This window comes from Mycobacterium sp. D16R24, assembly GCF_002013385.1.
Lineage (GTDB): Bacteria > Actinomycetota > Actinomycetes > Mycobacteriales > Mycobacteriaceae > Mycobacterium.
This window is the reverse complement of sequence record NZ_MAEV01000012.1, coordinates 56,361-77,837: the sequence shown is the minus strand read 5'-3', so window position 1 is coordinate 77,837 and position 21,477 is coordinate 56,361. Positions and strand designations below refer to the sequence as shown.

At 64.6% G+C, this 21,477-nt stretch carries 21 protein-coding genes and 1 tRNA gene; 9 read left to right on the top strand and 13 right to left on the bottom strand.

Going from position 1 to position 21,477, the window contains the following annotated elements:
• Positions 1-47 precede the first annotated feature (47 nt).
• From B4383_RS10685 to B4383_RS10675, 3 genes are read right to left on the bottom strand one after another with little or no spacing between them, the layout of a single operon-like run.
• Complete coding sequence (locus tag B4383_RS10685) at positions 48-1,385, bottom strand: glutamate-1-semialdehyde 2,1-aminomutase (protein WP_078288131.1); 1,338 nt, start codon at positions 1,383-1,385, stop codon at positions 48-50.
• Positions 1,382-2,725, bottom strand: coding sequence for an O-antigen ligase family protein (locus tag B4383_RS10680; RefSeq protein ID WP_139360693.1), 1,344 nt, complete (start codon positions 2,723-2,725; stop codon positions 1,382-1,384). The genes B4383_RS10685 and B4383_RS10680 overlap by 4 nt, the downstream gene beginning before the upstream one ends.
• Positions 2,697-3,623 (bottom strand): hypothetical protein, encoded by a 927-nt coding sequence (locus B4383_RS10675; RefSeq protein WP_078288133.1) that lies wholly within the window; start codon positions 3,621-3,623, stop codon positions 2,697-2,699. Before B4383_RS10675 ends, B4383_RS10680 begins: the two co-directional genes overlap by 29 nt.
• A gap of 130 nt (positions 3,624-3,753) precedes the next feature.
• Between B4383_RS10675 and B4383_RS10670 the strand changes: the two genes are divergently transcribed.
• Positions 3,754-4,563, top strand: a complete 810-nt coding sequence (locus B4383_RS10670; RefSeq protein ID WP_078288134.1) for a WecB/TagA/CpsF family glycosyltransferase — start codon at positions 3,754-3,756, stop codon at positions 4,561-4,563.
• Here B4383_RS10670 and B4383_RS10665 read toward each other — a convergent pair whose 3' ends face one another.
• Complete coding sequence (locus B4383_RS10665) at positions 4,564-5,640, bottom strand: glycosyltransferase family 4 protein (RefSeq protein ID WP_078288135.1); 1,077 nt, start codon at positions 5,638-5,640, stop codon at positions 4,564-4,566.
• A gap of 32 nt (positions 5,641-5,672) precedes the next feature.
• Between B4383_RS10665 and B4383_RS10660 the strand changes: the two genes are divergently transcribed.
• Genes B4383_RS10660 through B4383_RS10650 form a run of 3 tightly spaced genes read left to right on the top strand, consistent with a single transcriptional unit; the run spans position 5,673 to position 10,177 of the window.
• Positions 5,673-7,148, top strand: a complete 1,476-nt coding sequence (locus tag B4383_RS10660) for a flippase (protein WP_078288136.1) — start codon at positions 5,673-5,675, stop codon at positions 7,146-7,148.
• Positions 7,149-7,153: 5 nt separating this feature from the next.
• Positions 7,154-9,136 carry a glycosyltransferase gene (locus B4383_RS10655; protein ID WP_078288243.1) on the top strand — a complete coding sequence of 661 codons (1,983 nt, stop codon included), beginning with the start codon at positions 7,154-7,156 and terminating at the stop codon, positions 9,134-9,136.
• A 6-nt stretch (positions 9,137-9,142) separates the two neighbouring features.
• Positions 9,143-10,177, top strand: a complete 1,035-nt coding sequence (locus B4383_RS10650; protein WP_286143857.1) for a glycosyltransferase family 4 protein — start codon at positions 9,143-9,145, stop codon at positions 10,175-10,177.
• Here the strand turns inward: B4383_RS10650 and B4383_RS10645 are convergent.
• Positions 10,142-11,236, bottom strand: a complete 1,095-nt coding sequence (locus tag B4383_RS10645) for a glycosyltransferase family 4 protein (RefSeq protein ID WP_176126525.1) — start codon at positions 11,234-11,236, stop codon at positions 10,142-10,144. The genes B4383_RS10650 and B4383_RS10645 overlap by 36 nt on opposite strands.
• A 42-nt stretch (positions 11,237-11,278) precedes the next feature.
• Between B4383_RS10645 and B4383_RS10640 the strand changes: the two genes are divergently transcribed.
• Complete coding sequence (locus B4383_RS10640; protein WP_176126527.1) at positions 11,279-12,313, top strand: glycoside hydrolase family 6 protein; 1,035 nt, start codon at positions 11,279-11,281, stop codon at positions 12,311-12,313.
• Here B4383_RS10640 and B4383_RS10635 read toward each other — a convergent pair.
• On the bottom strand, positions 12,310-13,386 hold the full coding sequence (locus tag B4383_RS10635; protein ID WP_078288246.1) for a class I SAM-dependent methyltransferase: 1,077 nt from the start codon (positions 13,384-13,386) through the stop codon (positions 12,310-12,312). The two genes, B4383_RS10640 and B4383_RS10635, sit on opposite strands and share 4 nt — an antisense overlap.
• A 42-nt stretch (positions 13,387-13,428) precedes the next feature.
• Between B4383_RS10635 and B4383_RS10630 the strand changes: the two genes are divergently transcribed.
• Entirely contained in the window at positions 13,429-13,986 is a 558-nt protein-coding gene (locus tag B4383_RS10630; RefSeq protein WP_078288138.1) for a dTDP-4-dehydrorhamnose 3,5-epimerase family protein, read from the top strand.
• A gap of 5 nt (positions 13,987-13,991) precedes the next feature.
• Here B4383_RS10630 and B4383_RS10625 read toward each other — a convergent pair whose 3' ends face one another.
• The 5 genes from B4383_RS10625 to B4383_RS10605 all read right to left on the bottom strand — a co-directional run bounded on the left by B4383_RS10625 (position 13,992) and on the right by B4383_RS10605 (position 18,261).
• Positions 13,992-15,017: an SDR family oxidoreductase gene (locus B4383_RS10625; protein ID WP_078288139.1), complete on the bottom strand. Its 1,026-nt coding sequence runs from the start codon at positions 15,015-15,017 to the stop codon at positions 13,992-13,994.
• Complete coding sequence (locus tag B4383_RS10620) at positions 15,014-15,667, bottom strand: PIG-L family deacetylase (protein ID WP_078288140.1); 654 nt, start codon at positions 15,665-15,667, stop codon at positions 15,014-15,016. The genes B4383_RS10625 and B4383_RS10620 overlap by 4 nt, the downstream gene beginning before the upstream one ends.
• Positions 15,664-16,452 carry a glucose-1-phosphate cytidylyltransferase gene (locus B4383_RS10615; RefSeq protein WP_078288141.1) on the bottom strand — a complete coding sequence of 263 codons (789 nt, stop codon included), beginning with the start codon at positions 16,450-16,452 and terminating at the stop codon, positions 15,664-15,666. Before B4383_RS10615 ends, B4383_RS10620 begins: the two co-directional genes overlap by 4 nt.
• Positions 16,449-17,711 (bottom strand): class I SAM-dependent methyltransferase, encoded by a 1,263-nt coding sequence (locus tag B4383_RS10610; protein ID WP_078288142.1) that lies wholly within the window; start codon positions 17,709-17,711, stop codon positions 16,449-16,451. The genes B4383_RS10615 and B4383_RS10610 overlap by 4 nt, the downstream gene beginning before the upstream one ends.
• Positions 17,712-17,784: 73 nt before the next feature.
• A complete protein-coding gene (locus B4383_RS10605; protein ID WP_078288247.1) occupies positions 17,785-18,261 on the bottom strand; it encodes a nuclear transport factor 2 family protein in 477 nt (158 codons plus the stop codon).
• Positions 18,262-18,408: 147 nt separating this feature from the next.
• Between B4383_RS10605 and B4383_RS10600 the strand changes: the two genes are divergently transcribed.
• On the top strand, positions 18,409-18,780 hold the full coding sequence (locus B4383_RS10600; RefSeq protein ID WP_078288143.1) for a hypothetical protein: 372 nt from the start codon (positions 18,409-18,411) through the stop codon (positions 18,778-18,780).
• Positions 18,781-18,797: 17 nt separating this feature from the next.
• Here B4383_RS10600 and B4383_RS10595 read toward each other — a convergent pair whose 3' ends face one another.
• Positions 18,798-19,337: a hypothetical protein gene (locus B4383_RS10595; RefSeq protein WP_139360690.1), complete on the bottom strand. Its 540-nt coding sequence runs from the start codon at positions 19,335-19,337 to the stop codon at positions 18,798-18,800.
• A 32-nt stretch (positions 19,338-19,369) separates the two neighbouring features.
• Positions 19,370-19,446: transfer RNA gene (locus B4383_RS10590), tRNA-Leu, on the bottom strand.
• A 124-nt stretch (positions 19,447-19,570) separates the two neighbouring features.
• On the opposite strand from B4383_RS10590, the gene B4383_RS10585 reads away from it, so the two are divergent.
• Positions 19,571-20,188, top strand: a complete 618-nt coding sequence (locus B4383_RS10585) for an ANTAR domain-containing response regulator (protein ID WP_078288248.1) — start codon at positions 19,571-19,573, stop codon at positions 20,186-20,188.
• Between the two features lie 97 nt (positions 20,189-20,285).
• Positions 20,286-21,470, top strand: a complete 1,185-nt coding sequence (locus B4383_RS10580; protein WP_139360689.1) for a branched-chain amino acid ABC transporter substrate-binding protein — start codon at positions 20,286-20,288, stop codon at positions 21,468-21,470.
• Positions 21,471-21,477 lie beyond the last annotated feature (7 nt).

The window sequence follows — 21,477 nt, the reverse complement described above, 5'->3', positions numbered from 1 at the left end:
AGACGAACGCGGGGCGGTAAACGCGTGAACCCACAAGAAGGGCGACGTTAGGGGATCCGCCGGGGCGCGGCGTGTGAGCGCAATGCCGGCGCGACGGCCGGTCCCACCAGAAATCCGTCGGTACTGCCCGCATCGAGGGCTCGCCGATACATCTCGGCGGCGCTCCGCACCGCGTCCAAGGTCAACTCGATATCGGACGGTGTGTGTGCGGCGGAGATCACAAAGGACTGCCCCAATACGCCATGACACAGGAGTTCTTGCAACAGCAGCGCGCGATAGGCCTGCGACGGCCGTCCGTCCAGATCGAGGCTCGTGAAGGTGAGACAGGAAGACCTGCCGACGGTCCGGATATGCTCATCCACACCAAGTTCCATGGTGATACTGGCGACACCCTCGGCAAGATTGCGGCCCGCCGCCTCCATCGCGCGGACCGGGGCATCGTCAGCATAGGATCGCACCACCGCGCGAAACGCGGCCAATCCCACCGCTTCCGGTCCGTTGGTGGTGGACAGCAGAAACGTCCGGGGATCGTCGGTGCGCAGCCCACCGCGTTCCATGTAGTCCCGTTTTCCGGCGAGTGCGGCGATCGCGAAACCATTACCCATCGCCTTGCCCCAGCACGACAGATCCGGGGTCACCCCGTAGACAGCCTGCGCACCCGCTCGGGACCACCGGAATCCGGTGATGATTTCGTCGAACACCAGGAGCGCACCGTGGTCGGTGCAGAGTGCCCGCACGGATTCCAGGAATCCGGGCTCGGGCTCGGCTGCCGCGCTGGCGGCCTCCATGATGACGCAGGCGATCTCGCCCTGATACCGGTCGAAAAGTGTTGTCAGAGTGGACAGATCGTTGTAGTTGAATCTGACTATGTCATCCGTCGCAGCTTTCGGGATGCCCGCGTTCATCTCGGTGGTGCCGATGAACCAGTCGTCGGTCGAGAAGAACGGCTGCTGGCAGGCTGCGACCATCGTACGTCCGGTCACAGCGCGGGCGAGGCGGATCGCCGCGGTGGTCACATCCGACCCGTTCTTGGCGAACTTGACCATCTCGGCGGTCGGCACGGTACGCAGAAAATCCTCCGCGGCCTCGGCCTCCAACACCGTCGGGCGGCTGAAACTCACTCCCCGGTCGAGAGTTTCGCGAACGGATTCGACGACGGGGGCATAGGCATGGCCGAGGGTTATGGCACGCAGCCCCATGCCGTACTCGACATAGGAATTGCCGTCAACATCCCACACGCGTGCGCCCGACCCATGGGTCAGCACCGGCGCCATGCCCACGGGGTACTGGTCGGAGCCGCGCGCGTAGGTGTGCGCGCCTCCCGGCACAGCATCGTGGAGCCGGGCCTGCCATGCGTTCGACTGATCGAATCCCCGGTGCGTCACGTCGTTACTTCCTGGTCGCGTCTGACCAGTGCCCACGCCGCACCCGCGAGCACGATCAGCAGCCACCGAATCATCGAAATTTGTTGGAAAGCAGATACATCCAGCACCGATCCAACGACGGTGAGCGCGACGAGCCCGCCCAGTACACCGTTGATCAACTCCGTAGTGGGCGCATGGTGGCAGCGATTGCGGGCGCCGACAGCGTAGATGATCGCCGCGATCATCAGAACGATCAAGGTCAGCAAGCCCACGATGCCGCCTTCGATGAGGCGGCTGAGGTATTCGTTGTCGAGAACCGGCTGATCGGGCCCGAGCGGATACGTGAACGACCCTTGTCCCAGCCAGAAGTGTTCTGTCCAATGCGACATGACGTAGTCAATTCCCCGCGCGCGCGATTGCAGCGACGGGTCGTTGGCGCTGCCCATGAAGGTACTGATGATCGCGTCGAAGACGCCGAGCCCGCTCACCGCGGCGACCGCCGCCACACCCACAGCGGCGCACAGCAACCCGGCGAGGCGGCGTACCGGCCAACGCCACGACATCACAAGAATGGCCGCCGCCAACCCGATGAAGGCCGATCGAGAAACCGTCACCACGGAGCCCGCGATCACCACGATGGTCAGCAGGGCACATGGCCAGGTCCTTCTGCCGGCGGCCTTGGCGCTGTACACGAGCGCGACCCCAATGGGCGCGATGGTGGTCAGCACCGCACTGAGCTCCAGGGCGTGGGCGGCAGCGCCCTGCGCGCGGACGACACCTTCACGGACAATCCCGTGTGCGACACCGGTATCGCCGAACTTCATGATGCCGGGAATCCGGATCATGGCCGCGAGATCGATGCCGGTCGTGAACTGCACCAGGGCCAGGCCCGCGGTGATGGCACCGCCAATGACGAGTGCCTTCAACAAGATCTCGATGGTGTGCGCGGAGCTCTGGGGATGGGCGGCGAAGAGAAAGATGAAGCCGATGAGCGCGGTCACCGTTACCGCGAAAGCGGCGATACCTTGCCCGGCCTGTATCAGGGCCAGGTGCGGCAGAACGCGTGTGGTCACGACGTTGAACGACAGCACCGTCGTCAGGAGGGAAGCCAGGATCGCGATCGAAAGCCCGCGCGCGCCGAGCGTAAGGCGATGCCCCGACAACACCCAATAGGCGCCCAGCGCGCCGGTGAGAATCAGCGCGACCTGGGCAGGGCTCAGTCCCTTCAGGGCGTAGACCGCGTAGACCTGCCGGGTGCTCAGCAGCACGATCAATGCCGCGGCCGTGAAGGTGACGGTGTCCAGCCCGCGGCCGGACACCGCGGCGCCTGGGCTATTGGTCCGCGGAAGGCTTGTCGTCACGCCAGCTACGGAAATCGGTGAGTCGGGGCGGTGTCCAGTTCAGCACCGCTTGGGCGAGTGCCTCGTCGTCGATCTCGACATTGTCCAGATCGTCGTCGATTATCCTGGGTGTTGGCTTGTTTGCCACGGCGTGACCGTTGCCGCCTGCGCCCGCTGACGCCGGTTCCTCGGTCGGTGCGGCGGCGGGGGGTGGCCCGTCCGCTGCGCCTGCCGTCGGAGTCTTCGCCCGGGCCTTGGTCTCGGCCGGAGCATCGGCAGATTTTTCTTTGCGAAGACGGGCCGCAAGCGCGTCGTGCACCAGGAGCGCGATGAGTCCCGCCAGCAGTGCCGCGACCGCCATGGAGCCCGCCGATTTCATCGCGCTGTTGGACATGACGACGGGCGCGGTGGGTTCTTGCAGAACCGTGAGGCTGGCCCAGTTCTCGGGTGAGACGGACGCGCCCACCTGGAGCTTCACCAGATTGTCGCGCGCAACGTCCAGGAGCGCCGCCGCACCTGCCTGACAGTCGGACGCGGCGCTGCAGAGCACCAGAATCGACACCTGAGGCGACGGCTGTTGATTACTCGGTCCCAGGTCAATGGTGTTGGAGACCTTGTAGTCCACGCCCGGGGCGGCCGCGGCAACGGCGGCCTGCGCGGCCTGGCTGGACGTCGAGGTGGCGAGGATGCCGGCGAGCTGCGCCTTCTCCGGCGAGAGATTCAGCATGGGGTTTGCGCCCAGGGTGTCACCGGTTGAGGAGTATGTGGGAGGCGGTATGACGACGGCCGAGGCCGTGGACGCGCGAACGGTGACCCCCGTGGTGTACCCGTAGGCCCCCGCACCGCACACCAACATGGCCACCAGGAGCAGTGCGATTCGCCGGTTCAAGATCCGCCTGACCAGGTCGTTGACGTTCACGGGTGCTCCGACTCTCGCTATCGTCCGGACTATTCGCAGCAGGCGCGCCGTCCCATAACCAGCGTTATTGGTCACGAGGATAACCCACACTTGCCCGCCGTATGGAATCAACGACGCTAGGCTGTCCGCCGTGTCGACAAAAGCGCTGGGCTCGCCAGTGAGGGTGACGATCTCCCAAGTGACGGTGGATCTTTGCTCCGTGCGGGATGTCCTTGCCGCCGTCGCGCAACGTGCCTCAGCGCGTGCTGATCGTCCGCTGGTGGTTGGCTCGGTGAACTTGGACCATCTGCATCACTTCGGCGCTGGTCGTGCGAACCCGGACTGTGCGGAGCTCGGGCCGCAGCTGGATTGGTTGATGCTTGCCGACGGGGCACCGATCGTGGCACGTGCCCGCCTCAGGACGCGGCGGAGCTGGCCGCGGATTACCGGGGCCGACTTGTTGCCGCTGGTTCTCGACCAGGCGACACGCACCGGTCAGCGCGTCGGATTCCTGGGTGGACTGCCGCAGATGCATGACCGGCTGCGCGCGGTGCTCGACGAACGCTATCCGGGCCTTGAAATCGCTGGTTGGTGGGCACCCGATCGCCTTGACCTCACGGACCCGGGTCGCAGCGAGGACCTGGCGCGTGACATCGCTGCCGGGGGTACCGATGTGCTGGTGGTGGGGCTCGGAAAACCTCTGCAGGAGCTGTGGATTGCACGTCACGGTGTGACCGCCGGTGCCGCAATCCTGCTGGCCTTCGGCGCATCCGCGGACTTTCTTGCCGGCGCCGTCACGCGGGCACCGGAATGGATGCAGCGTTGCGGACTCGAGTGGTCCTATCGGTTGGGCCGCGAACCACGGCGCATGGCGCGGCGATACCTGGTGCAGGGGCCGGCGGCCGTCATGCGGTTACGGAGGGCCTCGGTCGAGCCCACACGATCCTGGCACGCGTCGTAGCTAAACCCCATGCATAATGCTCGCAAAATGCTCAGCCATTCGTTCGGAGCTGAACTCCGCCCGCGCCCGCTGCGCCCCCGCCTGTCCGAGGGCGCGAGCGCGGTCGGGATCGCACGCCAGCTCCGCGATCGCCCGGGCGAAGGTGTTGGGGTCACCGGGTGGCACCAGGATGCCGTCGACGTTGTGCCGGACGTAATGCGATATCCCCGGATTGTCCGTCATAACCACCGGGCGCCCGCTGGCCATGGCCTCAAGGGCGACCGTAAGGCCCGAACCGGTGATCACATTGGGGCGTACTGCGATCGCCACCACGGTGGATCGGCGGTACAGATCGCGCATACGTCCGTAGAGACGCTCGGCATGCAGTGTGACCACCCCCGGTGGCGCGCTGACCGGCAGCGCGGTAGCCAACTCGAGCGAGAGGCTCGGGCAACGCTCACGGGCGGTCAGAACCGCCTGGATAAGGAGGGCGTGATCCCGGTGGACGTCCTCGCCCGCGCTGACGACCAGGGGAGTGGCCGTGCCCTCCCACGGTTGCACGCGATAGAAATCGGTATCGATCCCCACAGGTGCGAAGTGCAGCCGCGAATCGTCGACGCCCCAGGCGCGGGAAAGCAGTTCGACCTGAGGGGGGGACTGCGAAAACACCGCTGCGCTACGGGCCAGCGTGTGGCGCGCCAGCCCGCGATAAACCGGCGGAGAGTCTGCGGGCTCGGTGAGCCACCCGACTCCGGTCACCACCGGCGGGCTCATCCGGATAGCCGCAGCGGCCGCGGCGGGTACACCGGTGCGTTCGTCGTAACAGAAGACGACATCGCACGCACGTCGCGCCGCCCTGTTAGCCACGACCTCCAGGATTTCCAGATCACCGGTGCGATAACGAATGTGACCGGCCACGCGTTCAAGGCGGCGCCCAAACGAGAATTCACTGAACGTCGGGGCTACGCCGTAGTTGGCCAACCGATGCAGTCCGTAAGGCGCCCGGTCCGGCACCTCATCGGCACGGTTCCGGACCTCCCATTGCGAAGCCGAAACGCCGTGCGGCAAAGCCACATACGCGTGGAGTCGTCGTTGCATTGTTCCCATCCCGTGTCGGCGCAAGGTAGCACATGACGCCGGAGCATGCCGATGGATCCCCTGTCACCGAGCCGGCATCTGGACGGCGCATTGCCAGTGCTGTCGCATGGCAACTGGGCGGTCGGGTGCTGGGGACGATCGTTTCCATCGCCGCGATCGCACTGACCACCCGTGCGCTGGGGCCAGAGTCCTACGGGCATCTTAATTCCGCGATCTTCTTCATCGGACTGTGGACCAGCTTGACTGAGCTGGGTATCGGCGTGGTGATCGTCCGACGGGTCTCTGCGGGTGCCGGAAGCTTGCAGCGGCTGGTCGGTATCAATCTTGCCTTCTCCCTCAGCTATTGCCTTCCGCTTGCCGCCGTGGCCGCCGTATCGGGTTGGCTGATCTACGCGGATCAGCCAGAGGTGCAGTCGATGCTGCTGATTGTCAGTGCGAGCCTCACACTGACAACACTGTCGAGCTGTCTCAACCCGATATTCATGTCCTCGGTCCGGTTCTCGGCGGTGGCACTGGCGGACACGCTATCCCGGGTCGGGATGCTCGTCGTCACGATCATCCTGGTAACCGTTGGTGCGGATCATGTTTGGTACGCGCTGCCCCAGGTGGCGGCACCGGCCATGCTGCTGTTGATACAAGGCATCGCGGCACATCGCATCACCCCGCTGCGAATCGTCGTGTCGGCGAAAGAGACCTGGGCCCTCGTACGCGAAAGCCTGCCGCAGACAATGGTGCTCATTATCGGCGTCCTCTACTGGCGTATTGATGGCGTGATACTCAGTCTCATGAGCACGCCCTCCGAAGTCGGCCGGTATGGCCTGGCCTACCAGACCGCGTTCACCTTGTCGCTGGCGGGGAACTTCTTCCTGGGCGCCACCCTGTCCACGATGACGGGACTGTTTGCCTCATCGCGTGAGCGCTTCGCGGCGTTCACCGAGCGTTCCATGGGGTTGATGGTGGCCATCGCGGTGCCGATCGCAGTCGTCGGCTTCTTCGTGGGCCGCGATCTGGTCGCACTCCTGGGTACCGAACAGTTCGTGGACAAATCGAATCTGGTGATGCCGTTACTCCTGGTCGCGGTCGGCCTGACCTTTCTGACCGGCACCGTCAGTCAGGCGCTGTTCGCGGCGCATCATCAATCGTTTCTGCTGCGCCTCAATGTCTTCAATCTCGCCGGCAACATCGTTCTCAATATCCTGCTCATCCCACACCTGGGTTCCCTGGGCGCGGCGATCGCGCTGGTGACCAGCGAGGTGGTGGGCTTGGTCGCTGCCACCATCAGACTGACGACCTGTACGGGTTATCGCACGCCGTGGATGTTCCTGTTGCGGTTGGCCATACCGACGCTAGCGGCAGTTGGCACACTCCTGCTTTGCGCGCAGTGGATGCACGAATTGATCGCCGCCGCCATCGCCGCCGGTGTGTATGCGGTGGTGAACCTGTGGGCAGGACCCGTGCGCCTGAGAGATGTCCGGGAAGTACTCCGCAAGGAGGGCTCTGATGGGTGATCGACATGGCTAGGAAAAGACATAAGGAGCTCAACCGGGCCTACTTGCCGGCCCCTCGGGTCAGTGAGGTGCACGGGGGTATCGCGGTGTGCATCGTGGCGTACCGCCGTCCGGATCTGCTCGAGGACTGCCTGCGGTCCTGTCACGAACATCTCGGCGATCTGCCGGTGTACGTGTGGGACAACTCCGGACCGGACTACCCGGGGATGGACACGGTGCGGGCGATGTACCCAGATGTGCATTGGCACGGTACGGGTCACAATCTGGGATTCGCCTCCGCCGTCAACAGATTGGCCGACTTCGCACCGGGAGCACATCTGCTGTTGCTCAACCCCGATGCCATCGTGACGGGGCCGCTCACGCAGACCCGCGCCCGCGTCACGCTCGATGCGGGGGTGGCCGCTGCCGCACCGCCGATAGCGCCCGCCACCCCGCTTCCCGGCGAGTCCCCGTGGGATAACGGGCATCGCGCTCCCAGCTTGCTGCGGGCACTGGTGTCACGTACGGGCTACGCGCCGGCCTTGCGCGGTCGCGCGATCTCGGAGCTGTACCGAACGCGTCCCACTGACGTCGACGGCTACCTCACGGGCGCCTGCCTTTTGATCAACCGGCGGACCTGGAATGAGATCGGCGGCTTCGACGAGGAGTTCTTCCTTTACGGCGAGGAAGCCGATTGGCAGCTCCGTGCTCGGTCAGCGGGATGGCGGCTGATTCTTGTCGATGAACCCGGTGTCACGCACAGCGCCAAGGGGACCGTCGCCGGAGATCGGCAGCGCGGCATCCGCTCCGACGATCTGCTGCGGGCCAATATCGCGCTGACACTCGAACACTCGAGAGGAGTGCGCTCGGCCGATCTCTACCTGGCCGGTACATCCGTGTTGGACCGGATACAGCCCGCGGCCCGGCGCGCGCGCAGCATCCGGATCAAACCCGGTGGGGGACGCCCGCAGATAATCCTGACCACGAATCGGTTGGTGTATGGGGGAGCCGAACGCCAGCATGTGTTACTGGCCACTGAACTGGACAGGCGCGGCTACTCCGTAACCATCGCGTGCATGCAGCGGCTCGGTCCGTTGGTGGCCGAGATCCCGCCGACTGTGCGGGTGGTCCGCCAGCCTTGGTGGTGTCCCACCTTTGAGACCGCCCCCGGACCTGCCATCCTGGTATCGGGGGACACCAACACCGAGACCGGATCCGCGACTCTCTGGCGCGCAGCCGGAAGGCAACGCAGATGGCTTGTGGCCGCCCATATCCCGCCTGAGCTGAAAACCGGAACATATTCGGCGCCACTTGCGGCGGCGATGAGCCGGGCCGATGGCTTTATCGCGCTATCGCGGAGGCACTGGGAGGAAGTGTCGGCACATCAACGGGTGGGCGCGCGTTTCTTCACCGCGCCCAACGGGGTGGTGAGCCGCCGAGACCTTCCCGAGAGCGCGCCCGGGCGCCGGGCGCCGAGCGGCCCGTTGCGCTTCGTGATGCTGTCCCGCATCGTCGAACACAAGAATCCGCATCTGCTGGTGGAGGCACTGAGCGGATTGGCCGAATATGATTGGCAGCTTTCCATTTTCGGAGATGGACCCGACCGTAAACGTCTGGAAGCGCTCACTCCCGAGGCGGTCCGTGACCGTGTGCGGTGGAGGGGTTGGTCTCCGGGACCCGAGCATGCGCTGGCCGATTGCGATGTACTCTGCGTGCCCAGCCGAAGCGAGGCCTTTCCCCTGGTGATCCTCGAAGCGATGGCACGCGCCGTACCGGTCATCGGCTCCGCGGTGTGCTCGGTCCCCGACATGCTCGACAACGGCAGTGGCCTGGTGGTCGAGCCCATCGATGTACCGTCGTGGCGCGCCGCGCTCAGAGACGTCCTTGCCGCCCCCGAGCGTTTGACAGTAATGGGACGCAATGGTTTTGAGCGCATGCGCGAGCTGTACACGATCGAGACGATGGCGGACTCGTACGAGCAGGCCTTCACCGCGGTGCTCAAGGACTGAGACCAGATGAGAATCCTGTGGCTATCGCCGTGGATGAGGCCGTTGGCACGCGTGCATGCCGAGGCACTGCGCGGTCGGGGCGCTTCGGTGCTGTTGGTGACCTCCGACCAACATCCCGAGTCCGGGCCGGAACGGGACTATGAGCTGGTGCTCGAGCCCTCGCTCAAGGATCCCGGCGGGTGGGTGACCTGGGTACGTGCGGTGCCAAAAGTCCGGGCGTTCCAGCCTGATGTGGTGATCACCGAGCTGGTCCGCGATCCGCGTTGGCAGCTACTTGGCGCAGGCCGGCCGCGCGTGCTGCTGATTCACGACGATCGGCCACACGACGCGTCTGAGGAGGTGTCGCGATGGCGGCATGCTGCGTTTCGCCGATGGGAGGCGAACGCGGCGCATCGCGTGGCGTTCAGCGACTATGTAGCGCAGCACATCACCTCGCACGCTTCGTCGCCGGTCGGGGTGGTTCCGCTCACCAGTGATCTTGATCCGCACCGTGTACCACCCCTCACTCCCGCCAGCGGACGTCGGGACTTCGTCCTGATCGGGCGGCTCAACGGGTACAAGAACGTCGACCTCATCCTGCGCGCGTGGAAGGCCCACGTCGCGGGTCCGGCCTGGCGCGGCGATCATCTGGTGCTGATCGGTGACGGAGACATCAGGGGCACCCTGCCTGAGTCGGTGCGCTGGATTCGTGGTCCGTACAGCTATAGCGATGTGCTGCAACCACTTTCAAAAGCCAAGGCCTCCGTTGTGCACTATCGGCAGGCCTCACAGAGCGGGGTGCAGACGCTCTCGATGCAGCTGGGTGTGAACGTCATCGTCTCTACCGAGGGTGCCTTGGCTGAGTTTCAGCCGCCCGGTGAGGTCGCCTTGGGCCGTGATGACGCCTCCGGTCTCACCGCGGCGTTCGACCGCCACGCCGATCCCGTGGTCGCCGCAGCCCTCGGCGGGGCGGCACGTGAGCATTACGCGCGGAACTTCACCGCAGATCACGCCGCAGCCAAGCTCTTAGCGATCTGCGAGCAGCTTCCACATCCGCACTAGCTGTGCCTCCCAGTCTGAGATGTCGAGACCGCGCACCGTCTCACGCCCGGCGGCCGCCAGTCTGCGACGCTCTTGGTGATCCGTGGTCAGCCGGGTGAGGGCCCCGACCAGGGCATCGATATCGCCGGGAGTCACCAGCAGGCCGTTCTCTCCGTCGCGCACGACCTCGGCAATCGATCCGACCGGTGATGTGATTACCGCGACCGCCGAGGCCATCGCCTCCAATAGCGCCATGGGCAGCCCCTCGGCATAGCTGGGCAGTACGAAGATATCCGCACCACTGAGCAATTCGGCACCCGACGCCGCATCCAGCCAGCCGTGCACGGTGATCACATCCGCGACACCGGCCGAAGCGACCGCGGTGCGCGCCTGTTCCACTTCGCCGTCGCCGGCAAGGTGGATATGCAGTGCTGCGCGAATCTCGGGTGCGAGCGCCGATGTCGCCCGGATGATGTCGTATGTGCCCTTGCGCCGACCGAGCCTGCCCAGGCTTACCGCTGTCAGGATGTCGCCGCGGGAGATCGCGGTCTGTTCGGGGATGCGCACCGGGTTCCGCAGTACGGACACCCGAGAGGGATCGAGCTCCAGGCAGGCCGTGTACTCATCGGCCAGGTCACGTCCAAGGATGATCCACTGATCGGCGCGTAGTCCCCATCGCACGCCACGCTGCACCGCAGCCCGCTGCTCGCGGTACCACCCAACGAAGTCGAAGCTGTGCGCATGAATGAGTGCCGGTACCCCCCGAAGGCGTGCGGCCCATAGCGGCACTGCTTTGCGGACGACGCTGCCGCCATGACCGAGATGGACGTGGAGGACGTCGACGTGCCCGGCGAGGACGAACCATGACGACACGATCATTCCTCGCACGCCCACCCACAACCAACGCCACCGCGCGGCGTCCACATAGGTGGGCACCACCCGCACCATCACCGCGGGGTCAGTCAACGCCACCATATGCGCCATGACGGTTGCCATACCTCCGCGGCTTTCGGGACTTGCCGGGGCCGGTCCGATGGCCAGGACGCGCACGGGTGCAGGCGCTGGATCGGTGTTGGGCACGGGCCAAGTGTAGAGCTCAATGGGTCTGTATCGTTCCCCGCTGTGACCGGAGCGGCAGCACTGCGAGATGGCCGTCCGCGGTGGCTGTGCGCGGCGGCGCTCGCGGTGGTGGGCCTGATAGCTGCGATGGTGCTGACGCGCGACTCCAGCAAGTTTGAACATCGCAGCGCCGCGGACACCGCGACGCACCGACTCGATACCGGCCCGCTGGTGCCGGGTGCCCTCGACGTGCAGTGGTGGGTACGCGCCCACCCCGATGACGCGCGCGCCGGGGCAATCCGGGATCGGATCGCCCGGTACCCGATCGCGATGTGGGTCACCGGCAATGACGAGGACGACCGCCGAAACATCGGAGACATCGTCACGCGGGCCCGCGATGCCGGTGGTACCGCGCAATTGGTGCTGTACAACATTCCCGATCGCGATGACGGCTTCTCGGGACCGCACCACGCTGTCACGCCCCAGGTGTACCGAGCATGGGTCGACCGGGTGTCCGCGCTCGTGGGCGACGCTCGGCTGGTGCTGATCGTCGAGCCCGACGCCCTGTGGTTCGCCGATCGACAATCCCTGAAGGGCACTGATTTTGGCGATCGGATCGGCTCCCTCCGGTATGTGGTTGCTACCTTCTCGGCGCGGAACGCCAACACGCGCGTCTACATCGACGCCGGAACCTCATCGGGTTCGGTGACGCCGGAGCGCATGGCGGCCCTGCTCGCCAAGGTCGGCGTCTCCGATCACGTGGGGTACTCCGTCAACGTCTCATCGTTCGCCCCGACCTCCGAGATCACCGCGTACGCGCAACGCATCCGGGCGGCGTTGCAACAGTGGTTCGGCATCCCTGATCCACGCTATGTGGTCGACACCTCGCAGAACGGCAACCCGGACTGGAACTTCGACTGGTGCAACCCCGCTGGCCGTGTGCTCGGGACACCGCCTGCGGTGCTGGGGCGCCCCGACGGTCTGGACATGAACCTCTGGATTCTCGCGCCGGGCAGCTCGAACGGCCCCTGTGGCGCCGCGCCCGACGCGCCCGGGGGACAGTTCAGCCCGGCCCTGGCGACCGCGCTACTGCGTTAACACAGCCCCGTCATCCAACGGCCCTCCAGCTCCGGAAAGCGCAGGCGCACTTCCGCATACAGATCCGGGAGGGTAAGCAGCACGTGGGCGGGATCGGCAGCCACCAGATCGGCGGGGGAAACGATCGGGATATCGGTTCCGGGCATACGTCGCCCCTGTTTGGCTACAGATGCGTCGGCGACCGCCACCACCGAGTCCGTCGTCAATCCCGCCCGGTGAAACAGCGCGACCGCGCGCGACGGCGCCCCATACGCATACACAGTCTGTCCCGACTCGCGTCGTTCATCAAGCCAGCGGTTGAGCCGCTGCACCTGCTCGTCCACCGCGTGCTGCAGCTGGGCGAAGCCGCCTGAATTCTCAGCGCCGTGTGCCTTCTCCCGTGTCAGGACCCGCTCCACGGAAGGCGGAGCCGGGTGCCCACCATGCCGCGCGGCCACCATCAGGGTGCCGCCGTACAAGTCGAACTCCCATACGGCTACGACGGACATACCCACATCGGCGAGCATTCGACGCAGCACGGTCAGGGAGTAGTACGCAAAATGTCCGTGCCGCAGCGAGTTCCACTGACCCAGACTCAAGATCGTCTCTATCGAATGGAATTGAAGAAGCAGCACACCGTCCGCGCTGGTGCGGCGGGCGCGCAGGCCGATCGCTTTGGCCTGATCCTTATCGTGCATCATGCCGAAGCTGTCCAACACCAGATCTGCAGGCTCAGCAGCTGCCATCTCAAACCCTTTGGGAACCAGGAGGTTCAGCCAGCTGCCGCCATGAGGGCTGGCGAACTCGTACACGGTGCGTCCAGCGAGGAGGCCGGCGGCCTCCGCTCGGGCAACCGCGTCGGCGGCCTGGTCCCGCAGGGCTTGCGGCTCGACGGCCCGCGGCTCCTCGGTGTCGGTATCGTCGATCTCGAGCTGTGCGAGCGCACAGTCCGTGCACATCATCATCCCCAGGGGATGCAGCGTGTCCTTCGCCGGTGTGCTGGAGGCGAAGGGGAAGTGATCGGCGGCCGGTACGGCGCCCAGGTCCAAGACCCGGCGCAGCTCCTGGCCCTGGCAATAACGACACCTGATCACCGTTGGCACCACAATCTTTGCGCCGTACGGCAGTATGGCGGAGTGCGCATCCACACCACCGAAATCGACGGCGTACTGCTGATGGAGCCCACGCCACACCAGGACGACCGCGGGTTCTTCACCCGGACATTCGACGCCACGGTTTTCGATGAGTACCAGCTTGCCGCCGGAGCGGCGGTTCGGGCCGCCGACTTTCTGCAGGATTCCCAGTCACGTTCGCGCCAGGGCGTATTGCGCGGTCTACACGGACGTTCCGGCAAGGGGGAAAGCAAACTCATCCGCTGTGCGCGCGGCGCCGTCTTCGATGTGCTGGTCGACGCGCGACACCCGTCACCGACCTTCGGACGTTGGCAGAGCTTCACTCTCGACGATTCCACCTTCAAACACCTATTCGTCCCGGCCGGCGTACTGCATGGCCATCAAGCGCTGACAGAGTGGGCCGACCTCTGTTATCGCATCGACCGGCCGCACGACCCCGCCGAGGATGTCTCGGTCGCCCATGACGATCCCCAGCTCGGCATCGACTGGCCGCTTCCGGTCACCGTCATCAGCGCCAAGGACGCCGCCGCCGGCAGTTGGGCCGCGTTGACCGGAAGCTGACCGGCTCACCGGGTGACCGGTCGCAGAGTGTCGTCAACTGCTCCCGATTCACGCAGACTCTTCAGATGGGCGAGCCGCGTGAAGGACTGGCGGAACATCGATTCGGTGAGGTCGCCGGCCACGCACTGCTCGTAGAGCTCCTTGGCGCCTGCCTCGATCGACCATTGCGCGTGGTAACCGGGCAGTGCGGCTCGGATCGCGGAGAAGTCGACGCGATAGGAGCGAGGATCTGCGCCCGTCTCGCCCGTGATGGTCAGGGTCGAGTTGGGTACGGCGGAGACGGCCGCCTCCGCGATCTGTGCGACCGTCTGGTTGTTCTCTTCGGTGCCGACGTTGAACGCCGCGCAGTGAATCATGTCCTGAGGTGCCGTGAGGCACTCGAGGAACGCGGAGCCGATGTCGCGGGCGTGTACCAAAGGGCGCCAGGGTGTTCCGTCGGAGAGTACCCGGACCTCACCGGTGATAACGGCGTTGCCGACGAGGTTGTTCAGCACGATATCGGCGCGAAGCCTGGGTGAGTATCCGAATGCTGTGGCGTTGCGCAGGAACACCGGGGAGAAACCAGAGTCGGCAATCGCCGCGACATCGTCCTCGACGCGAACCTTGCTCTCCGCGTACGGAGTCAAGGGCTTAAGGGGAGCGTTCTCGGTGACCAATTCATCGCCCGCCGACCCGTACACCGAACACGTCGAGGCGTAGAGGTAGCGACCCACTCCGGCGTCCTTGGCCAGCCGCGCCAGCCGCACGGAGGCGTGGTGGTTGATGTCGTAGGTGAGGTCCGGCGCCAGCGCGCCGAGGGGATCGTTCGAGAGCGCTGCCAGGTGAATCACCGCATCGAAACCAGCCAGCTGATCGACCGTGACGTCGCGAAGGTCGACGGTAATCGACGGCGGATCCACGAGTGCCGGGCCCAAGACGCACTCTGCGAAGAGCCCCGAGTCCAGGCCGACAACGTCGTGACCGGCCTCGGCGGCCATCTGCGACATGACGGTGCCGAGATAGCCCTGATGACCGGTGACGAGAACCTTCACTGCGTTGCTCCTAGAGAGATCGTTGCTTTTTCCAGTACGAACGCTTCGGCGTACCGGTGGCGGCATTGCACACCGCGTACTCGTGCCAAGGCGAGAAATGTCTCGTGATCAAACCAGTCATGCGGTCGCTGAGACGGATAGTGCGTGTAGATGAGATCGGCCTTGCTGCAGGCGATCTCATCGCTGAGTGGCTGAAAGACGGTGGGTGTCGGGGTGTCGGTCTCCCATTTGATGATCTCGTAGCCGAGGACCAGGTGGTCGCGAAACTCGGTGGGTGCCAGGGTCGCCAGCAGCCGGTGGTCCTGATGGGCGTCGTGACGCTGCGGAGCGAAGACCACCGAGGCCGCGGACTCACGGCGAAATGCGGCCAGGGCGTCCTTAATCTGATTCCAGTGCGCAGGAGCCCGTCCGTCGGGAAAGTCGAGTACGTTGACGGTGACCTCGGCGCCGGGACACAGCGCCGCTAGCGCGGCCCGCTCCTCAGACTCCCGTTCGGTTCCGCCGCCGGTCAGCACGAGGGCCCGCACGCGCAAGCCGGGCCGACTCGTGGCCATAGTCAGCAGCGTGCCGCCCATGCCAATCGCAATATCGTCGCAATGGGCCGCCAGTAGTGTGATTTCATCAACGGATCCGGTGCCGAGTTCAATCACGTGGTGGCGGGCTCCTGCTCCCAGACCATCCACGGGCGCACACCCCTGCGATAACCCTCGTCGAGTTCGGCACGTTCCTTGAACGTGTCGGCCGGCTTCCAGAACCCGTTGAACTTGTAGCCGAACATCCTGCCCTCTTTGGCCAGCGACCCACAGGCGTCCTCGACCAGGTCGCCACCCGCGGGCAGATAATCGAAGACATCTTGGGAGAGCACGAAGTAGCCGCCGTTCTCCCACATGTCGAGCTTGGAGACCGCGGTGATATCGGTGATGGATCCGCCCTCATTCACATCCACGGTATGGAAGGACGATTGCGGCGGAACCAGAAGCATCGACGCGGCCGCTCCGGAATCCTGGAACTTGGCCACTAGATCATCAAGGGGAGCGTTGGTCAGAACGTCGGCGTAGTTGGCCAGGAAGTAGCGATCGTCGCCCAGGTGGTGGCGGACGCGCCGGAGCCGTTCACCGATGGGCGACTCGGCGCCGGTGTCCGCGAACGTAATCGTCCAATCGGCGATATCCGATTTCAACAGCTGCACCTGACCTTCCGCCAGGACGAAATCGTTGGACTGTGCCTCGTTGTAGCCGAGAAAGAAGTCCTTGATCGCTTCGGCACCGTAGCCCAGACACAGGATGAATTCTTTATGCCCGTGGTACGCATAGTATTTCATCACATGCCAGATGAGCGGCCGCGGCCCGACCATCTGGAGAGGCTTGGGAATCACGTCGCCGGCGTCGTTGCGCATGCGCATTCCAAAGCCGCCGCAGAAAAGCACGACCTTCATACCGATGCTCCTTCGGGCTCAACGTGCGGTTCTACCACATGCAGCCGGGGCAGCGGATAGACCAGCTTTCCGCCCCATTCGCCGACATGGCGCAATTGACTGGTGATCTCAGCTTCCAGATTCCACGGGAGCACAAGCACCACATCGGGCTTGTCTTCGTCGATGCGCTCGGGGGAGTACACCGGGATGCGGGTGCCGGGACTGAACATGCCTTGCTTGTAAGGATTCCGGTCGACGGTATAGGCGAGAATGTCGGTGCGGATGCCGCAGTAGTTCAGCAGGGTATTGCCCTTGCCGGGCGCACCGTAGCCGACGACAGTCTTGTCTTCGGCCTTGCAGGTTAGAAGAAACTGTAAGAGTTCCAAACGGATTCGTTCGGTTGTCGCGCGGAATCGCTCATATCCAGAAAGCTCGTGTAGACCGGCCCGCCGTTCCAGTTCCAAGACCTCGGCGACCGATGGCGCGATCGCGGGCCGGCACTCGCGAGGGCGCGCCCAGACCCTTATCGAACCACCGTGCGTATCAAGGAGTTCGACATCGACCACTTCCAGATCCGCTACAGCAAGCGCTCTTTGGGCCGCCAATACGGTGTAGTACTGGAAGTGCTCGTGGTAGATGGTGTCGAACTGGCCGAGCTCGATGAGGTTCAGCGCGTGGTGCACTTCGATGCTCATCCACCCGTCATCGGCGACCAGCCCGCGCAGCGCACGGGTGAACCCACGCAAATCGGGGATGTGCGCGTACACATTGTTCGCGGCTACCAGGCGGGCGGGACCATGTTCGGCGCGAACGCGGGCGGCGGTGTCCTCATCGAGGAAGGCCGTCAGTGTCGGAACGCCCTTGTCGCGCGCGGCGTGCCCAACATTCACTGAGGGCTCGATGCCGAGGCAGCGGATACCCGCGGCGACCGCATGCTGAAGCAGGTAGCCATCGTTGCTGGCTACCTCGATAATGAAGTCGTCAGCACGCTCAGGGGAAAGTCCCAGTCGCGCAATAGAGTCGGTGACATAGGAGTGCGCGTGGTCGACCCAGCTGTCGGAGTACGACGAAAAATATGCGTACTCGGTGAAGTTGTCCTCGGGGCTAATCAGAGCGGGAATTTGCAGCAACATGCAGCCCCGGCACAGCCTCAGGTGCAGGGGATAGGTGGGCTCCGGCAGATCCAGCTCTTCGGCGTGCAGAAACTTCTGGCAGGGCGGGGTGGCACCCAGATCGACGACGCTGAGCAGCTCCGTCGAGTCGCACAGGCGGCAGCGCACCGGTCCCTCCTTAGCCAGCTATGTGGAGTACGGATGTCTCCAGACCCGGCGATAGGGTACCCGGTTCTCGGCGCTACTGCGACCAGCGGTTCGCAATCAGGTTGAAGCCGATGTCCTTGGTGTTCTGCATGGCTTCATAGAGGCGGTAATAGGAGATGTAGCTGATCCGCCATTTACCGTCCACATCACGGCGGTAGCGGTCGGTGTAATACGAGGTACCGGTGATCAGGACGCTGTGGGCCGGGACGATGACGACATCGCTCATGGCCCAGCTTCCGGTCGCAGTGTCGCCGTCGACCTGGATCTCGGGATGACTCATGGTGTGCACGCTGGTGATGTCGGTGGTCAGCGATGACCGCATGTAGTCGACAACGCCAGTGCGCGACGTGAACTCGAGGGGCGCGCCGTGCACCGCGGTGCCATACGTCGCCTGGACGTCTTCGGTGAGGGTGTCGGCGAACTCGTCCCACAATTTGTTGTCGAGGGTTCGGGCATAGCGGTACTTGAGCTCGGTGATTTCGTGGATGTCGACGAGTGTGGCGAGGGTCATGATTGCCAGTAGTAGCACGCGAAGGGGCGTCGCGTGCGGCATCGGCGGGGGTTAGACATGGTGTGCGGTTCCTACCAAGATCATCTGCAAAAGCTGTGTGTGGGAGTACATTTGTCCTGTATTTGTCCGCCCTTTGAAGAGGTGCCCATGAACTCATGCACTCGTCTTGTTGTGGCGCCTGCGGCTGGCGTCCTGGCTGCTGCCTTCGTCGGATTCGGGGCTGTGGTGGCGTCGGCTGATCCGTCTCCGGCACCTCCGGTTCCGGGCTCGCCGAACTCGCCATCGCACGGATCTTTGGTCGATCAGCCGGGCAACGACGGAAACAGCGGCTGGGGCTACCTGCCCGGCGGCGCGGGAGCACAGTGCGAGAACGCTTGGGTGGTCTGTGGTTCCGACAACAACCCACCCGAATCCAATATCGCTCCAGGACATGACGACGATGGCGGCTGGGTCAGCGCACCCGGACAGACCGGCGCCGATTGTGAGAACCCCGGAGTCACCTGCACCGACGTCGGCTAGGCGTTGCGCTGCAGGGGTCAGTACATCTGGCCGTAGGCCATCGACACCCAGCTGCGCTGTCCGGCGGCTCCCTGCACCTTGATGGTGTGGGGGGCCGACGGGTCGGCTCTGACAGCGAGAAGCATCACAATGATTCCGGGCTTGCCGGGATCGTCACCACAGACACCGCCGCCCGGCACCGGAGCGCCGTCGAGAGCGATGTTGACTGCCGGGCCGCCGGTGCACAGCGCCGCGATGTAGGCCGCAGGTCCTGACGCTGACGGTTGGGGTGGCACCGGGATCTCATAGCTGCCGGCGCCGTCCTTCGTCGCGGCGACGACGGGGTTTTGCAGGCTTCGGAACGTATCGCGGATGCGCTTGGCCGGGTCATCCGCGTCGGCACTGGTAGTGGGCGAGATGGATGTGGACCTGGGGATAGTCGACGCGGCGAAGGCCTTCGTGGTGGCCGTTGACGACGATGTCTCCGATATCCGGGTGATGCCAGAGGATGTCTGGCATGCCGCGACCGCGGAAGCGCACACCATAAGCGTCAGCACACCGACAGTTGCTCGGTTCATGCGGGGAATCAAAGCATGATGCCGGTAGTTCGTGGTGCCCTCGGTGAGATTCGAACTCACACTGCACGGGTTTTGAATCCGTTTCCTCTGCCAGTTGGGATACGAGGGCCTGGCGTTACTGCCGTTTTTGTGGCCAGCGGCCAGTCGCGCGATCTCCAACCTTAAGGGATGGGGTACATCACTTTCACCAGGGTATGGCCGTACGTGCGACCACATGCGTCACAATGGTCGCCATGACCGGCCCTCAGAACACCGAACCGGCGGCACCCGCGCGCCGCGTGCTCGTCGCCGAAGACGAAGCCCTCATCCGCCTCGACCTGGTCGAGATGCTCCACGAGGAGGGCTATGACGTGGTGGGTCAAGCCGGGGACGGGCAGGAAGCCGTCGACCTGGCCGAGGAGCTCAAACCGGATCTGGTGATCATGGACGTGAAGATGCCGCGCCGGGATGGCATCGACGCCGCGTCGGAGATCGCCGCCAAGCGCATCGCCCCGATCGTGATCCTCACCGCATTCAGCCAGCGCGACCTCGTCGAGAAGGCCCGCGACGCCGGTGCCATGGCATACCTGGTGAAGCCGTTCTCCAAGACTGACCTGGTGCCCGCCATCGAGGTCGCCGTGAGCCGTTTTGGCGAGCTCACCGCGCTGGAGAAGGAAGTTCAGACCCTGGCTGACCGGCTGGAGACCCGCAAGCTTGTCGAGCGCGCCAAGGGCGTCCTGCAGTCAACCCAGGGCCTCACCGAACCCGAAGCGTTCAAATGGATCCAACGCGCCGCGATGGACCGACGCACCACCATGAAGCGGGTTGCCGAGGTGGTACTGGAAACACTCGACACCGACGCGCCGAGCTGAAACTCGGGTAAGCACTGCGCGTTGCCCCGCGGTTGACTATGTTTTCTGATCAGCGTTTTTGTTTCGCCCTGTCAGCCCCAGCCATCCGGAGGTAATCGTGCGTGCACGCGCGAGTGTGATCATGCTGGGCGCGGTGACCGTCGCCCTGGCCGGTTGTCATGCCGGCACTCAGTCGGACGATTCCAACCAGACCAGCCTGAAGATCTCGCCCTTGGTGCAGATCGCTCAGGACGGGTCCGAGGTGCCCGCGTCCAACGTGAAGTCGGCAGCCGATCCTGCCGGTGATGGAACGGCGCAGTGCGCCAACATTTCCCTGGCGATGGCCGGTGCGCTCAACGGCCCGGATGCGGCGCTGGGAATCAACATCCTGGACGGGGCAAAACTGGCCATCGATAAGCACAACGCCGCTAATCCCGGCTGCCAGATCAGACTCCGTGAGTTCGACACCGAGGGGCTGCCGCAGAATGCCAGCAACATTGCTCCGCAAATCATCGGCGACCCGACCATCATTGGACTGATCGGGCCGGGATTCTCCGGGGAAACCAAGTCGACGGGCCAGATCTTCAGTGAAGCCGGTCTGGTCTCGACGACCGCCTCGGCCACCAACGTGACTCTCACCCAGCAGGGCTGGAAGACATTCTTCCGAGGCCTGGCCAACGATGGGGTGCAGGGCCCGGCCGTTGCCAACTACCTCAAGAAGACGCTTGGGTACAAGAAGATCTGCGTGGTCGACGACAGCACCGACTACGGTTCCGGGCTTGCCAACGCGGTGCGCGGGACACTCGGAACCGAGTGCAACGCCTCGGTGAAGAAGGGGGACAAGGACTTCTCCGCGGCGGTCTCTCAGCTCAAGAGCGCCACACCGGATGCGGTGTTCTTTGGCGGTTACTACGCCGAAGCGGCCCCCTTGGTGCAGCAGCTGCGCAACGCCGGGGTGACCGCGACGTTCGTGTCCGCAGACGGCACCAAGGACATGGAGTTCGTCAAGCAGGCTGGCGATTCGGCCAAGGACGCGCTGCTGTCCTGCCCGTGCGGGCCTGCTTCGGACACCTTCGCCAAGGAGTACACCGCCAAGTTCTCGCAGGAGCCCGGGACGTACAGCACCGAGGGGTACGACCTTGCGACGATCTTGGTCAAGGGTATTGACGCCGGAAAGACCACGCGGGCGGGTTTGGTTGATTGGGTACGGAACTACCAGGGGCAGGGTGTGGCGCGTGAGTACAAGTGGAACGAGAACGGAGAGCTAACCTCGACGCTTATCTGGGTGTATAAGGTCACATAGGACATAC